Source organism: Paenibacillus sp. 11B, from assembly GCF_030487755.1.
In the GTDB taxonomy this organism is placed as follows: Bacteria; Bacillota; Bacilli; order Paenibacillales; family Paenibacillaceae; genus Paenibacillus; species Paenibacillus vandeheii.
This window is the reverse complement of sequence record NZ_JAUKNS010000001.1, coordinates 778,582-794,968: the sequence shown is the minus strand read 5'-3', so window position 1 is coordinate 794,968 and position 16,387 is coordinate 778,582. Positions and strand designations below refer to the sequence as shown.

Below are 16,387 nucleotides of genomic sequence, written 5' to 3'. Positions count from 1 at the left end.
TATGGGTCATACATTTGGTTTGTTCTCCAAGTCACAGAAAGGTGTATTGTTCGCGAATATGAGGGCGAAGATTGCGGACGAAAGTTACGACAACCCTAATAACCCTGCGTATTTACCGCAGAGTCCCAATGCACCAAGGAGCGAAACCGATCGGCATGGTGAAGAAAATAACCCTATTTTGGGTGATCCAGGTTACGGTCAAATCGGACGATGGCAGACGGTTCAATTGGATGCACTGGAGAACAGTATTGATCAAATCATTGAGCAATACCTGAGAGATAAGTCATGGTATGCGAGTGTGCGATGTCGTGAAGCGTTATGGAATATATACCGCAGGATTGAATGGTGGGTGGAACAACAGCAGCCCCCAGACAAAACACAATATCAGCGGGTACTGCAAATGATTAAAGATTGTATTCACAAGATTCTTGAAAATGCACAGAAGCCTGGAGGAAGCCATCATGGTGTGTCATTGCCAGTCTGTCCGGCACCCTATTACCATCATTTTAGTGGAAATTACTTCAATCATTTTGATGCTACCGTATATGAGATACCGCTCTTTTCGATGAAAAAGGATGTACCCTTCTCAAATAAATTTCCTGATTTCTTTAGATATGTCTCATCGACGGAGGATCAGGAATGGGTGACTGTTCACTCGGTAGGTAAAAATGAACAATTCGGTTCCGAAATGATATTGAAGCTCGATCTAGGGCTTCTGGAAATTGGAAACTCCTCCAAAATTACATTTAACTGGCGTGTGAAGCGTTATGGACAGATCAGGTTCAAGTACTTGGCTAGTTCCAAGCGCGGTAATGGCATGCTGTTCTATATCAACGGGCAGCAAGTCGGAGGCGAATGGAGCGAGAATAGCGGTTGGCAGGAAGCAGCGTTTACGCTGCAGCCAGGACAGATGTATAAGTTTGATTGGCTGATCCGTAAAATGCGCCCAGAAGTATGGCAGAACAATGGCATCTATATCAAGGATGTTGAAGTTGTTGAGATTGTGGATACACGCAAGCCGCCTGCGCCGAAGGATTACGATCTGGATGGGGAGCATGTATATGAGTATGGAAACTGGGTTGTAAGATCACCACAAAGTGTGGCACAGGCACATTTTAAAGGGCAGTTCATTATGGATGATTTGCGTAAGAAATCCATGACAATGGACCTGGACAATGAATGTGATGGTACGGTTTCATTTGCTTACAAAATGGGTGTAGATGAAGAGCCGTATCCGGATCATGATTATCAGTTGTTTTTTGACGACGAATTCGTTCAGCGGACCCAGCGTGGAGATGGAGATCATGGTAGCTATGCTCGCTCAGTGCATGGTGTGGAATGGATACTGAATGGGGACTATTCAGAAACGGAGGCCAATCAGGCCAAAATAGAGTATGAAATCGTTGCGGGGCCTGATACGACCGTGGACTTGAGAGGTACAGTTGAGGTCACGTGTCCTCCGAGAGAAATTGATCATTGGGAACCATTTCATCGTGGACAAGGGATAGGGAAATATGAATGGTACATGTCGGGAAGTCCCAGTTGGATTGATCAAGGAGAAGTATTGCGTCTGGAAGAGCCAAAGGAAGGGGATATGATTGCTCAGACCTCGGTACCTTTACAGGATGAGGGGTGGTTCATATTCAGTTATAAGCACCAGTTACGGCCTACTGAAGCGTTTGAGGTAGCTGTAAATGGTATGTCCGTTCATTATACAACGATGAATGGTAACGGCGAACAAGTACGTATTCCTCTGCAAGCTGGAAACAACGTAATCCAATTTCGAATCAGAGATAGTTTAACGGAAGAACCCTTTAAATATAAGTTGGACAAGTTGTTTACTTATGGTAATAACACGGGCAATACATACCGGACAACATCTCCTCTAGGTTCATATGTTGATGTGACACGTGGATGGGATGTAACTGATGCTGGAGCGTCTACACAAACAAGCGGTGATACCATTACATACAGTGCAGAGCTAAATCCTGGTGCCAAATTAAATATTAAAGAGCATATGCGTATTTATCCCGCGATGGATTACAATTATAATCCAAAAACGGGTGCAAATAGAGATGAAATGGTGTTTGATGAATTGTTCAATGATGAAGATAAGATTGATTCAAGATTAAGATTTATAGGAAGCTGGGATTGGAAAGAATTGATTCATGGTGATGGAGTGATGTGGGCGCAGGGACATGATCAGGAATTCATCTGCGAACTTGATGCGCAACTGGATAAGCCGGGTTACATATTCTGGCAATATGGTGGCGATTTTGATCCTGGAGAAAAATTGGAGCTTCAGGTAGATGGCATTTCCGTCTGGACAGGAAATCAATCGAATGGAGACGATGGAACAAACTGCATGTATCCTTTGCCCCCAGGCAGCCATCGTTTCCGTTGGATATATAGAGATGGGAAGTCGTATGTGCCTGGCGATGGTAACACAGGGGGATCAGGAAGCGGAACTGTCGGTGGCAACGGTAATGGTCAGTCCAATCAGCCAACCCAAAGCCCGTTTGGAGAAGTATGTTTTCCTAGTGGAATGAAAAATCATGAAATTCAGTATGGACAAAGTTCTTATTCAGGACGGTCTGACCAAACGAGTTGGTGGGGATGGAAAAATGAAGGAGCAACCTATGACGGTAGTCATAGACTTTTGGATGAAGGGAAGTTCATTACACGTGACTTTTATGCTCCTCACATTGGTAAAATTGATTATGTTGAGACGCTTAAAGTTTATCCAGTCCAAAATTTAAATACGTCGGGTTTGCGACCCATCAAAACTTCAAGTATGCAGATTCCGTATTATGCTGGGGACGGTGTGATCTATCAAAATAAAGAAAGTAATTATTATAGTTTAAATGTGAAAAATTTAAAACCAGGGACTCCTCAAACCGAATTTGATAGTCCTCATACCAAGATGATATACAAAAGGATATACTGCGATGGCGAGTTTCAAATAAATTTTAGATATATCTGTTATCTCAAAGATGGAATACAACCAAAAGCAAGATTCAGGGTATATTTTTATCCTGAAAAGGGCTCTAAACGTACAATGCTATTAGATGAATCTGACAACAGAGGTGCCAAAAACGGAAAAGTAAATTATAAATATATTACTCCCGTTGAATGGAATATAGCGGCTAATTTTACGGAAACCATTACAGATTTGAAAGCAGGTTATTACTATATTTGTTTTGGTATCACGGATACGAAGGAGGATTCTGATCAAGATTCAAGTGGTATTTTATATCATGCATCAATAAAAAATTTATCTATAAAAACCAAAGACTCTACTGGGATAAATGGGTGGGAACTGGTTTATCCTAACAGAAAAGATAGTGATACGTATGTTTTGGTTGATTTAATAGATAGAGCTACAGGAGCATCGATGTATTCATATCAGTATCCTGCAAGCAATGGCCAAGTTACAACATACCCTATGGATTTTTCTAATTATACGCAGCCTGGCAGGGCCTACACAGTTAAATATAGCTTGCACAGAGCTGCCGGCGGTTTTGGGGGAAGTGGTCTAGATGCTGGTGGATTCACTCTCAGCGGAGGGCGCTTCAAAGAAACCTGGAATGCTTACTGTAAAGATGCTCAGGGACTATTGTATCGAGAAGGAGAGTCCCCTCACCCGGGAGAAGACTCGTGGAATCCACCTGGGCCAGGTACAACTGCTCCGGATGGTGGGAGCCACGCTTGGCTTGACGTCATTCGGTTATACAAAAATACGAGCAGAGCCTGTCCAGGCACAAGAATTGTCATTGAAACTTTCGAGGACGGTCAACTACTACTTCCACCACAGTACGTGACGAAAGAAGAGGACCAAATCATATCTATTGAAGTCGAAAATACATCAGATAAGAAAAAGAAATATGAAGTTCGTGTTAAATTCGAGCAGGGATGCGCAGGAGACGGTGCAATGATTTGGGGTGGTTCGTTGCATTTAGATGATATTGATAAACTTGATCCATCATGGGCAGAAGTGACCCACTTTGAAGTATGGGACAACAAACCGATCTGGATGGGCGGCTGTGATAACAGTAATATGCAAGTGAAAATTACTAGAGAAGATGGAAAGGTACTTCTAGATGAAAAGTATTACGGCAATGGTTTCCGTGGCTTTAATCTGAATGACCTGGCTCCCAAACCCTATAGTAAGTATAAAGTGGAGATTACCACAGATCAGAAGGGGCAGATCAGCGACTGGACAGGAAAGCGATATATGACCACCTTCCGGGTGCATGACTTCAAAGCCTATGAAAGATGGGTATGGGTACCTGAGCCATTTGATTGTCAGCTGGATTTTTTCATAGACGGAGAGTTAATCAAAACATTTACCAAAGAGGGTGGTTACTATACCTTCTCACATCCGGTTCCTAAAGGTAAACATGAATTCAAATGGGTATTCACCTCACTACAGGAAGCTGGCACGCGGAGTTATGAATACGCGAATTTGGACTGGATGGAACTGACCAACTGGATCTGTGATGACGTCTATGTCATTCCTTACTGCGAAGGCGGAGGTGGAGACCAGTGTGTAGAAGCACTCATCAAGTGCTTGCTGGAAGTTTGGAAAGCAAGGCCCAAGATGTGTGTGATCGGTAAACGTATCTGGCTATTCACGTAATGAAAGGAGGATCTTTATGGGTGTTGCAAGATTGAAAGAGTCGGGCAGGATTTACGAGGAAGACTTTGCAAATTCCAACTCCAGCCTTGATTTCAAATGGGAAGTGCTGCCTAACGACCCTGCCCGCTATGACGCGGGTAGAGGTAGCTTAGTGCTGAAACATGGCTCCGATCCACTGTACATGTTCTACAAACCTTTAACGGATATCAAGCAATTTGTGATGGATGTGAGGAACAGCTACAATCCTGATACGGAGGGGTGTTACGGAGGCGTTATCGTTTTTGTGGACGAGCATAATTTCATGGAGATTGAAGAGTTTCTGGATATGACTTTACCAACACCTTTGTTGAAAACTTATCCATGGATTCGGTTAGTACGGGACTACAACTATTATACGGCATATTGGTCAGATGATGGCCTGCTGTGGAACATTATAGGTTCAGTTGAATTGGCGGGAGCGCCCAAGATTGGTCTCTATTTAAAAGGGGATGGAGATCATCCAATGCAAGTTCAGTATATTCGAATCAACAAAGGGACGTCTGTTGCCGTAGATAATTTGACCAAAGGAACTGTGGTTGATCTGATTGACAAGAATGGCATTGTGCTCGAATCAAGAGTATGTCGGTCCGAAGAAACGGTTGTACATTTTGATATGGGGCAATATTCGTATCCGTTTGAGGGGAATTTCGGGGTTAAGCTTCCCGATGGCAATCGTTTTCAGGCCATGGATTCCATAAAGCTCTTTAGAGGTGACCAAATGTATTTCGAGGTTACTCCAGATTTATATTATAAAGAGTCAAATCCTGAAACAGGAGAAGATTTCGATGTGCTCCTTTATCCCAATACGGATCGTTTCCTTGGTTATTTAACAGCAGGTGGTTCTGCAACTCAAGAAGTTCGAATGTTCGCCAAAAATCCCATGATGTCAGGAGAATTTAGAGATGTAACCTTTGCGCTCACAACAGGCACGGAAAAAGTACAAATTGCTCCTGACGTTGGAGGTATCCCAGGTGCTTTCAGTTACTCAATCACGGCCTTTAGTATTTCGCCGGGAGCCTCCTATCCATTTTGGCTGCGAATGGAGAGGGAAGAATCACAAGACAGATATGCCTCCCAAGTTAAATTTTCTCTGCAAATGTATTCGACATACATCTAGCTTAATTTTGTTGAAACCATTACGTATAGATTATGTAAGGCAAGAATGGAGGTGGTCAAATGTCAGTAAGAATTAACCAGTCTCATACATCGTCCGCCAGAAGTCATAAGGAACTAAGTGATATCGGGGTTAGAACGCATACTGAGATTGATTCCTGTCTTGCAGAATTGGATGACGCCAGAGGTTCTGAGGTTAGTCTGGGTGATCGAATTACCCTAGTAGAAGAATCTGCAAATGTTAGCCGGGATAAGGTAAATGATCATGAGCAGAGACTAGGCGATGTGGAGACTACAGTTACTTCGAACATCTCGCGACTTGATGATGTTCAGAAGGACATTCTGACGGTAAGAGCAGATGTCAACGTCCTTTCGAAGAATCAGGATGATCATGAGAAAAGATTAAGTTTGGCAGAGATAGAAATTAAGGAAGCGCGTGGAGCAGAGTCGTCCATAGATCACCGGTTTGATACGTTGGAGAAAGCCGTTGAGGTTGTATCAAAGCAGCCCATTCAGGATCTCGGTATTACGAATCCAACATATCTGAGTATGTATAACAGTGTTCAAGTTACGATTAATGCCGGTAGAGCAAGTATCAACAAGGTTATTGTGGATCAATTTTCCCAAACATTCAGCATTCCGGACATCACGGCAAATACATCTTATTATATTTTTCTGCATGAGGACGGCAGGTACTCCTATAGTTTGAAAAAAGAGGAGCCACAAGATGCCATAATTATTGGTGGACTTGATGTCGGGGTATCACCAACGACTTCACTCACGGCTATGGATTTTAGATATTTCCTAACCAAGGGCTCTATCGAAAATGACATGTCTGCACTAGGAGAACGTGTATCTGATCTGGAAACAACTGTTGGCAAGCATACCACAAAAATCGTTACACATGATGCAACGATCAAAGCCATGCAGACCGAATTGGAAACCACTTCAAATGAGGTTGTTGTTTCACGGGAAGATAAAAATGGAGTCGTCTATGATGCTCTCAAAGACAGACTCGACAACATGCAGAGCCGACTGGAGTTAGCTGAAAGCCGAGGTACCATGGAACATCAATCGGTATTTCACTTCACATCGTCTCCTAACAGCAGATTGTCGATTACCAGGGATTTTCAGGTACCACGATACGTGATTGGTTCGAATTCCGCAGAGGTATTTCTGGACGGAATACGTATGGATGTAGGAGACGATTACATTGAATATAGTGATACGCTTATTCGGTTTAGATTTGATGTGCCCAAGGAAGCCAGAGTAACTGTCATTGGCCGTGGGTCTGTTATTAACACAACTTCGGTAACGGACTATACCTACTATACCGATGGAAAAGTACATATAGAAAAGGTTAATGGAGGAATTAATCGTACTATTGAGTACTTCTATAGCATGGATGGAAACCTGGAACGACAAGAGATTACTGAAAGTAACGGACAGATCAAGTCTATTGAGTATCAGCGTGATCTTACAGGTAAGGTCCTGAGGGAAATTAACAATGGAGCTGAGTATTACGTGCTTCAAGGGGGAGATACCTTCGATGATACGGACATCCGCAGAAGAATTGATTTTCTCGAAGGATCTGCGCAGGAGCTAGACATCGTATATAACTATTATTCAAATGGTGACATCGAGTCCGAAGAAGTGTACTCTGTGAACGCAACTCCGCATCTTTTGAAAAGAACATCTTTTACCTACAATACGGACGGTACGGTTAAGACCGAAACCTTGATTTATGACGGCCGGGGAGTTCATAAAGCATTTGAATATGACGCTATCGGTAATATCAAACAAGTAAAAATCAGAAAGGTTGTGATTTGAAGTGACGAGGACTGTACAGGATGTCAAATTTGCACTCCATACCATTATGGATAAGTTAGTGGGCAATAATTCGGAGCCGTTCAATACAGAGGAAATTGAAGTACTGATTTTCGCTTTTGAAAGCCATATTCTGTTTGATAATGTGGCACATAAGTTTTTGTCCTCGCTTAAAGGATTGGTTGAAATTTCAGATTTGAATTCAAATAAGAATAATGAAGAGCACACACCAGAAAGTAGAGAATTTTTATTTATTCAAGAAAGAAGCACGATGGTTAAAACTCTTCTTCTAACTGTTATTAAAGAAAGCATCCTTCGAGAAATGAGTATTCGATTCGGTAGTTAAGGGGGGGAAATCATGGCTGAAAATATATTACTCGGACCATTACGAAGATATGAATTCTATTCTTACTGTAATAACTTTATTTCTGAACTACACAAGACCGTAACTCAAGATTTATATGGAGATATTCATTGGGAGTGGTCATATTATAACAATAATGAGTATGCCGTACCTAAAAGTTGGAATTCTACGGGGCGGACTTCTACTAATCAGGGGACAATTACCGCGAAGAATGTAAAAGACCCAAGTATGTTCTTTACAATTAGCATGAATTTCTCGCGTTTCTATACGAATTACGATTATGTAGATTACAGCAGAAGTTATGTTTGGCGAGTAGGTTTACGAAACAATGGGACTGAAATCAAGCCAGACTTATACACAGATGTTGGTCACATGACAGAGATACCTTTGAATACTTGTATTCTAGATGGAGGAACTCGTAGTCATAATGCAGTTAACACTTATTATAAGTGGAATTTGTTCATCACGGAGCAGTATATTTTCCTCTATGGAGAACCTCAATCAGGAAATCAGGCATATCCAGTAAGACTATACATGGGAAGATTGATGGCTCTTGAGAATGAAGATCCACTTATTGCAAATGACTTTGTTGGAGTTTTTAGTCACTATCCTCTCGGCCTGAATAATGATGATGATGAGCTCATGTATAGGGCAGGACGAGGTTATGTGCGTTCTTCACGAAATGGTAAGCCTAACTCTTTATACCATTTTGCTACAAGTTCTCAAGTTCCGTCACCTGGAGTAGGGGGAAGATTTTTTATTTCTCCATTTTATGTTTGGCATGATAGAGAAGGTGTAAGAGGCGAGTTTTATGGAGTGAAGACAGCAGTTCTTAGAGATTCAAGTATGTATCCAGATGGTTCGATTCTCGATCTCGGAGATGAAAGGTATTATGTCTTTCATACCTTATCTCAGCAGAATCCACCAACTTATCAAGGTTGGGCCTCTACAGCAGGTGGATTTTTCTCAGGCCAACCATACTTCTTCGATTCCCCTTTACTTCTCGGTGGCGGACAGCGAGTGCTGTTGTTCGAGATTGAAAAGGAGGTTTAGCGCATGACCATGATTCGTAGACACGAATTTACCAGCACCCTGAGTCTATTCGCTACTACACTTGTTAGCACGTTAAAAGATGCACTGGATCCCTATTGGGATACGATATATACGGCTGAAACGACCTATGCCAACTGGGGAAATGCGCTACTTACCAATAAAAAAAATTCATCCATGCGTTTTACGATGTGTGTATGGGCGCACGCCAGAGGAGTCAATATTCGTTGGGGACTGAAGAACCTTGGAAGCAATGTAGCATCGCCAGATCTATTCGTAAATCCGCCAGTAGATACAGATAAATTCATGTTGGAAACTCCCTTTTTGTGTCATAACGGACAGTATAATGTGAACTATAAATGGTCTGTGATTACGAACGAAGATATCTTGTTCATCCACGGTGAGAGTCTGAACTACCCGGAACGAGCTTACCCAGTACGGATATTTCTAGGCAAATGTCAGTCGCTGGAACAAGAGGATCCGGCGATCGCCAATAAGTTCTATGGTATATTCCCTCATATGCCTTTCAATACTTCGGATAACAACACAGTAGATCAATATGATACACCAAGGGGTGTCGTAATGACTTCCCGGAATGGAACAGAATATGCGCTATACAACTTTGGAACGGAATCCATTCCTTCTCCGGGTGTTGGCTCAAGGTACTATGTCACTCCGTTCATGGTCTACCATCCATTAGAAGGTGCGCGGGGTGAATTCAAAGGCATGCGGTCCATTGTTTTCAAAAATAGTACTCAGCACCCGGACGGATCGATACTCGACCTTGGCAATGATGGCAAGTATTACGTGTTTCATGTTGTGGATCAGGATTATCCCAATACGGATTATGGACGTTATTACCACAATACGAATCTGGTTACTGTGTATGGCAGGCCTAAGTTTTTCCACGGTGCCAGGCTGCTTGGTGGCGGGCAAAGGGCACTACTTTTCCAAATCTAGGAGGTGTTTATGAGGTATGGCCAATTTCTCAGGTAGAGTTAAAATGAATGAATTATTCGCAAATATGGTGCAGGGGTTTAAAACGATTGCGGGTTCGCCCTGGTCGATCTTTTATGAAACAGCCAGTGTGATCGTGCTCAAATCAGTTGGTACGACAGGTACAGACAAGTTGTTCTTCAGACTTGAGGTTGGAAATACGAAGGGGACTACGGGGAATAAACTGACAGTAAGCGTTGCTGAAGATGTAATGGCAACAGACGGCAGCAACCCGGTGGGCAGAACCGAAGTGAAAAAGGACTTTCTATGTCATACCAGTATCGTGGACACGAATCTATTAATCGATTATCAGGTTTCCGTCCAAGCGAACCGAATCATCATTTATTTGCAGGGTGATGTGAACTCGGTTACAGGGATCTCTAATCTAGGTTACTTCGGAATTTTGAACAGGTATGCCACAGAGGCGGATTCCTCTAGTTTGGGTGTCGGTCTCAGTTACAACGGGGACAACGGCATCCGAACGTTAAGGGATAAAGATAAACAGATGGTCAACAACATCTATGATGCTTATTCTGCAATGCTTCCGGTTAATCCAGGTTGGGGTTCTCTTTATCATCTTGCTCCGGTTATTATGTGCAATGGTGTGGAAGGACCCAGAGGTGAACTCATTGATATTTATGCGGTACCTTCTGCCGGTGTTTCCCATGGAGACGAGATCAAAGTAGGTACCAGAACATATAAGGTGTACTCGTTGTCCATCGGTGGACAAAGCTTCTTATCAGGCGCTACGGTTGCTGTTCTGATGAATTAAGGTGGTGAGTGGACATGACTGTACATCAAGGAAAAGTTGTAGGAACCGCCGCGAGCGGTTCTCTTTTTACCCAAAGTAAGGCGAGAGTTTCTTATCGTGTTGGATACGATCTAGAAGCTGTTCCGTTAACCTTTGAAGGTAAGGAAATGATCTTCTCTGTAGGTACTTTAAACACTACTGCAGAACTGGTTGACATCTATCGTTGGGGAACGTGGAGGCTGCTTGACACCCATGGTGATCATCTCATCGGATTCGTTTCGGACAAGTACATTTACGGAGCAAGAACCAGGACTGGAATTCCTTACGAAAAAAATATGATTCTGAAGCACAAGTTCTTGACTCAATCTAGTGGAGTAGGCTTAATCCGAGAAACGATCCGAGGACTGAAAGTAAATCAGAATTATGCAGGTCTCGATTGGTGTATCAAGGTCAAAATTCCAGTTAACCAGTCTGGATTGGTAGGGAAGACGTGGGGAGATTGGTCTTACGGCAGTGATGGAAATACGTCCGGTGCTCATCTTCGTCCACGGAAATATCCGGATACACATATTCCTAGAAGGAGGGAAGAGTCTTGAATCGAACATGGAAACTGATGGAGGAGATGAGAAAAGTGCTATTGCCAGTTTCGTTTGCCCGAAAAGTAGAGTATGTTGGCGGAGGGGCAAAGGCGTTGATCGATATTCCGATGGAACATCCTCGATTCATGATTAAAACGATCAGGGTCATTCCGTCCAGAGAAACAAATGTGGAAGTTCATGTACTGAATAGCGCTGGCCCTCATCCAGAAGTTCTGTATTTCAACAATGCCCAATACTCGACGGGAAATTTTATGGAAGGCATTTACGATATGATCGATTTGCCTTATGAGGACATTGACGGAACTTCTACACTTCACTTGTCGTTGAAAAATTTGGGAACAGATGTGGCCAACTTCGATGTTGAGGTCGTTGGTTTGACTACAAGGTAGGAGGGGGATACCATGGATATTGTTTCATTCAGCAAAGCTGCCAAGGTAGAACGTGAAGTCAAACAAGCCAGAGATTCCTTTGCCACGCTTGATGGAAGGCTGGACGCAGTGTCCACTGGCAATGTCGTTTCGGTGAGACTAAAGACAGAGCTGCCGACCATAGGTGAAGCAGGAAGATTATATCTGGTACGCCAGGACTCAAGCAATCAGAACACCTCAACTACGTATACATACAGTGGTGGGGAATATGTGAAGGTTGGCGGTGACCGAGTTTCTAATCATATCGATAACGGAGCAGTGAGTATCAATGGTACCAAAACGTTGATTTATTCCCACCCCGACACACATAGTGCGGACATGTTGGTAGATGGAAACACGAAAGTGGTTATGACTTCACAAGAGCGTGAGAAGCTGTTCAATGTAGAGATCGAAGCGAATCATTATATTCATCCGGATACACATAGCGCAGATATGATCATCGATGGCGCAACCCATGTGAGCATGACTGTATCCGAGCGCAAGCGCCTGAGTGTGTTGGACCCATGGGATGCAATCAGTGATTTGGTGGATTATACAGACGTAGTTACTTATTTTGCTAATGATATGCAAGGCCGGGTCATTCGACAAGTCGTCACAGACAATTACACGGAGCAGGTAGTCACAAAGCCATTGCTGACCATGCCGATTTCGACAGATGGGTATGTGCAAAATGATTCGTTCTTGGTGATTTCGATTGGTGAAGTCCATCGGTTTGATGGAAAAGCATTCGTGCAGCTGCCGACCTTGGTCGATGTTATATATCAATATGATGATGATGGAAGACTGGAATCAAAGTCCATCACCAGAATGGCAGTCACCCCAATTCAAGCCAACTACAAATACTTCTATGACTCTCTGGGCAATCGTATAGCGGTTAAGAAATATTAAGGGATAGCTTATGCTGTCCTTTTTTTTGTTCTAAAAAAAAGAATTCCGACTTAACAGGTTAACATCCTGACGATTAGGACGTATAGAGAGAATAGTGAAGATATGAAGGCTTCACTTGAATTTTATTTCTTTATTTCCTAGTACGTTAGAACACTATTTTTGCCCAGGAGGTATTACTAGATGAATATTGGACTCACCGCTCATTTCTATTTCAAGGGAAGTGGCAAAAAGAAAACAGTAACATGGATTGAGGATAATCCCAGGCTGCAACAGAAAGAGAAGGATTCCGATATAGTAGTTCGCGAGATTCCTTTAACTGCTGATGAGGTCAAGCAAGAGTATCGCAGGCTTTTTACCAAACATAAAAATGAGGGAAAGTCGATCACTTTGGAAGATACAGATCAGATTGTGCACATCATTGATCTCACCGATGTTCGTAATATAGAGCTTACTTCGAAGGAGGAGAACACCGATGCTGTACAGACTGACCTTTGCGCTGAATAATGAGGAGATTGTCACAATGGAGATGACCACGGAGAAGGACGATCTAGTTGGTGCAACGGAAGAGGCATTCGATGTGATTGAGAGGGAGTATGGTGCCACTGTGGTGTTGAATCTGGTGGCGTTCAGTCTGCTCAAAGTTGATGTACCCAATGAACAACAAAGTTAAAAATAGCTATTTGAATGAAACTGTTTAGTTCTAAGCGTAAAGTTCTGCTTTATTTGCATAATTGTAAACCATAGTAAAACCAGTGATATACCCCAAGCCTTCTTCTGGGGTCTATTCCTTTTTCTGAAAAGATACCGGGAACTTTAGTCCATAAACGCATTGAAACTTGTCTTGTATAAGGAGTTTTGATTAAATTAGGTTTGATTATTGTATTCAGGGCAATAGGAGGAAAAAGGATGATTGTAGGGAGGGATGTGAACATTGAGATAAAAGACTTGGAAAGAGAACTCGCGAAAATGGCATCAAGAATAAGAAAAGATTTTACTGAACGCGGGCCAGTAGATACCAGAGTCGTCATCATGAATCATTTTATCATCCTGAAGTTTACAGCAAAATTCACCAAACCTGAAGCGTTCATGCTTGAACATATGCAATCGCATTCCAGTCAGATCTTTGCCGAATACAAGCTGAAGCTTGCACAAATGATGAGAGAAGATTTCAGTCCTGTTTTCTCCTATATTCACCTGGGTTTAAAAATTGAAGATATTGAAACCATGTTCTTTGGAACTGATTTTGCTGAACAGGTGACCGTCTTTAAAATGAACAAGGATATTGAGGGGCTGCTGAAAAATGATGCTATAAACATGCCTTAAGACCTAATAAATTTCGTTTTGTTATTGGATAGGTTCTTCGGAACTAATTTTAATGTTGACAATATCCTACATATTTCCTTATACTACCCTTATGGCGATCAGATAGAATTAATAATCTTGACGAAGCCTGTAACTGTATTTGAGAGCTTCAAGACCATATCTTCGGTAATTGGAACGAAATAGATGTCAGACCAAGACCGACACATTCCACCATTTTGGTATTTTCCTAGTGGTGCGCTCTGTGTTGGTCTTTTTGTTTGCAAAAAACGGGCTTTACGTTTCCTAGTTGGCTTCGTATAAAGTGGGTAAAAGGTGTATAGACGAAGCTGATAAAAATATGTTGCGAACATTAGTTCGTATTTGTTATTCTGAATGTAATAGGTTGGAAAAGTGAAACTGAACAAATTGTCTCATTGCTGTGTTATGAAAGTTAGGATTCAATCTTGTTGTTGTGGATATCGGAATGGGGAGGTGAATCATTTACGAAATTTTTATGCAATGCAAAATACTTATCTAGCTTTAAGCTTCGCCTAAAGAAGATGTTTCATATTTACGAAGAAGTGATACGACTACATATTAGATATGGTTTTTTTGGATATCGGCAAGTCATTTATAAAGTTTGGTTATGGTGAGAGATGCTAGATTGTGAGTGAAAGAATTGATGATAATTATAGCTATAGAAATACAAGTTAAAGTTTAACTAACAACTAAATAATCATTGGGGGAAAATGATAATGTCTGCTACGACTGCTATGGGGTTTGATGATTTATTTGAAATTGGGGATATAGATACGTTCTTGAACAAAGCACAGGAAAAATGTCGCCATAAGCTTAGGGGCAAAACGTTTGCAGGGATGGAAAAAGAGGATGTAACGCAGGAGATCATGATTAAGTTATATAACGCGCTGGACAAGTATGATGCTGAAAAAGCAAAAATGTCGACGTTTGTTGATCACTTGATCGAGAATAAAATCAAGGATATGTATCGCAAATGCATGTCTGAGAAAAACCTCAGTGTCGTTAACGCTGTCCAGCTTGTGTGTACTGATCTTGGCTCCAGTGATGAAAGTGAGGGAACAGATACAGCGCTAACACTTGGGCACGCCGGGTTTGCTTTTGAGAATTTTGAATTCGTGACTGACATCATGGAGAATATGAAGCTTAATGAGCGGGAGAAAGAGATTTTTAAACTTCGAACCTCGGGGTACGAGTTTGTAGAAATTGCAGCAATGTTAGGTGTATCCAAGGCACGCATATCACAGTTGTGGAAAGCGATTCGTGAGAAATACGAAGCTCTGTAGTATCAAATTAAATGGCAATTAATAGCCGAAGCTTGTTGCAGATTGATCATCAAAACGATACATATCATTAAAAGCACCCTTAACGGGGTGCTTTTTTATGTCGTATAGAGTAATTGATCGATTGAATAATGGAGGGTGGCAGAAAAATATGCTCAGTGTTGTTGTGTTGGGATTTACGTTGGAAAGTATGTCGGCATTTCCTGATATTGCTTGGGCCCACCATGATTCGTCTACCGCTTCCGACCTAAGTAACCGGGAGTATGCGTTGATTATTGAGAAGGTTGTCTTACAAGCAGATGCGTTGCTAGTTAATCTCGATGTGGAAAAGCTTACTCCTACTGAGGTAGTGATCTTACATCATGCGTATATGCAAAACAAACCGATTATGGGTGTAGGACTTAGGGTATGGGAGCCTGTGATTGAGGAAATGTTGTCCAAGCGAATGAATGACCTAAATCGGGCAGTTGTTCATATTCGAACGTATTATACGCTCATTAGTGGTGCCCCAGATATTTCTCCTGTATTAAAACGTTAACTGTCAATGATACAACGCGTATAGAGCAATTGAAGAGCTGAAAAGCCAGACTCAAGATATTTTGAATATATGGAGGAATGACCGTATGACACAAATGATAAAAGCAAAAGACGATACATTAACCGAAGAGTTGGTTGCAGGTCTAGTTGGAAAATGCGTTCACGCACCAACAAATATGCATGAGATTCAAACGCCCACAGGCGCAACAACAAAAGCCAATGTTTGGTTTGCGGGTACTGTAGCTGGCTATGAAAAAGCAGTTATTGGATTCAACTATGAAGCGGACGAATTTCACGAGAAACCGCAAACCTACTACAACGTCCATTTAACAGATGGTATGGGATATATTCTCACAAGTGCGTTTGAACTGGAGATATATGAGCTGACTCAAGAGGAGTTTGCTCAGCTGATCGAGGAGAAAAAGAAAGAAGAGAACACCGAGAACGTCAACGAATCCCTTTCCGATGTGCTAAGTAATAAAGAAACAAACGAAGAATTAAATCCCGAGCTTCTTATCGGTAATGAATAAATGAA

16 protein-coding genes are annotated in these 16,387 nt (G+C 42.0%); all 16 read left to right on the top strand.

The window, feature by feature from the left end:
• Window position 1 precedes the first annotated feature (1 nt).
• Complete coding sequence (locus Q0V21_RS03530) at window positions 2–4,639, top strand: hypothetical protein (protein WP_094936922.1); 4,638 nt, start codon at window positions 2–4, stop codon at window positions 4,637–4,639.
• 16 nt (window positions 4,640–4,655) lie between these two features.
• Window positions 4,656–5,795 carry a hypothetical protein gene (locus Q0V21_RS03525; RefSeq protein ID WP_301877642.1) on the top strand — a complete coding sequence of 380 codons (1,140 nt, stop codon included), beginning with the start codon at window positions 4,656–4,658 and terminating at the stop codon, window positions 5,793–5,795.
• Between the two features lie 59 nt (window positions 5,796–5,854).
• The gene (locus tag Q0V21_RS03520) at window positions 5,855–7,621 is read left to right on the top strand and encodes a toxin-antitoxin system YwqK family antitoxin (protein WP_094936920.1); all 1,767 of its coding nucleotides are present in this window, start codon (window positions 5,855–5,857) and stop codon (window positions 7,619–7,621) included.
• Window position 7,622: 1 nt separating this feature from the next.
• Window positions 7,623–7,964, top strand: a complete 342-nt coding sequence (locus Q0V21_RS03515; RefSeq protein WP_094936919.1) for a hypothetical protein — start codon at window positions 7,623–7,625, stop codon at window positions 7,962–7,964.
• Window positions 7,965–7,976: 12 nt separating this feature from the next.
• Window positions 7,977–9,035, top strand: a complete 1,059-nt coding sequence (locus Q0V21_RS03510; protein WP_094936918.1) for a hypothetical protein — start codon at window positions 7,977–7,979, stop codon at window positions 9,033–9,035.
• A gap of 3 nt (window positions 9,036–9,038) precedes the next feature.
• A complete protein-coding gene (locus tag Q0V21_RS03505; protein ID WP_094936917.1) occupies window positions 9,039–9,992 on the top strand; it encodes a hypothetical protein in 954 nt (317 codons plus the stop codon).
• Window positions 9,993–10,008: 16 nt separating this feature from the next.
• On the top strand, window positions 10,009–10,800 hold the full coding sequence (locus Q0V21_RS03500; protein WP_094936916.1) for a hypothetical protein: 792 nt from the start codon (window positions 10,009–10,011) through the stop codon (window positions 10,798–10,800).
• Window positions 10,801–10,814: 14 nt separating this feature from the next.
• Entirely contained in the window at window positions 10,815–11,375 is a 561-nt protein-coding gene (locus tag Q0V21_RS03495; protein ID WP_094936915.1) for a hypothetical protein, read from the top strand.
• Window positions 11,372–11,767, top strand: coding sequence for a hypothetical protein (locus tag Q0V21_RS03490; RefSeq protein ID WP_094936914.1), 396 nt, complete (start codon window positions 11,372–11,374; stop codon window positions 11,765–11,767). Before Q0V21_RS03495 ends, Q0V21_RS03490 begins: the two co-directional genes overlap by 4 nt.
• Before the next feature lie 12 nt (window positions 11,768–11,779).
• Window positions 11,780–12,694, top strand: a complete 915-nt coding sequence (locus Q0V21_RS03485; protein ID WP_094936913.1) for a hypothetical protein — start codon at window positions 11,780–11,782, stop codon at window positions 12,692–12,694.
• Between the two features lie 180 nt (window positions 12,695–12,874).
• Window positions 12,875–13,198: a hypothetical protein gene (locus tag Q0V21_RS03480; protein WP_094936912.1), complete on the top strand. Its 324-nt coding sequence runs from the start codon at window positions 12,875–12,877 to the stop codon at window positions 13,196–13,198.
• Complete coding sequence (locus Q0V21_RS03475) at window positions 13,167–13,364, top strand: hypothetical protein (RefSeq protein WP_024634039.1); 198 nt, start codon at window positions 13,167–13,169, stop codon at window positions 13,362–13,364. Before Q0V21_RS03480 ends, Q0V21_RS03475 begins: the two co-directional genes overlap by 32 nt.
• A 185-nt stretch (window positions 13,365–13,549) precedes the next feature.
• Window positions 13,550–14,017 carry a Na-translocating system protein MpsC family protein gene (locus Q0V21_RS03470; protein WP_152532778.1) on the top strand — a complete coding sequence of 156 codons (468 nt, stop codon included), beginning with the start codon at window positions 13,550–13,552 and terminating at the stop codon, window positions 14,015–14,017.
• Between the two features lie 734 nt (window positions 14,018–14,751).
• Window positions 14,752–15,318: a sigma-70 family RNA polymerase sigma factor gene (locus tag Q0V21_RS03465; RefSeq protein WP_179282955.1), complete on the top strand. Its 567-nt coding sequence runs from the start codon at window positions 14,752–14,754 to the stop codon at window positions 15,316–15,318.
• Window positions 15,319–15,415: 97 nt separating this feature from the next.
• Complete coding sequence (locus tag Q0V21_RS03460) at window positions 15,416–15,853, top strand: hypothetical protein (RefSeq protein ID WP_143812604.1); 438 nt, start codon at window positions 15,416–15,418, stop codon at window positions 15,851–15,853.
• An 85-nt stretch (window positions 15,854–15,938) separates the two neighbouring features.
• Window positions 15,939–16,382: a hypothetical protein gene (locus Q0V21_RS03455; RefSeq protein ID WP_094936909.1), complete on the top strand. Its 444-nt coding sequence runs from the start codon at window positions 15,939–15,941 to the stop codon at window positions 16,380–16,382.
• Window positions 16,383–16,387 lie beyond the last annotated feature (5 nt).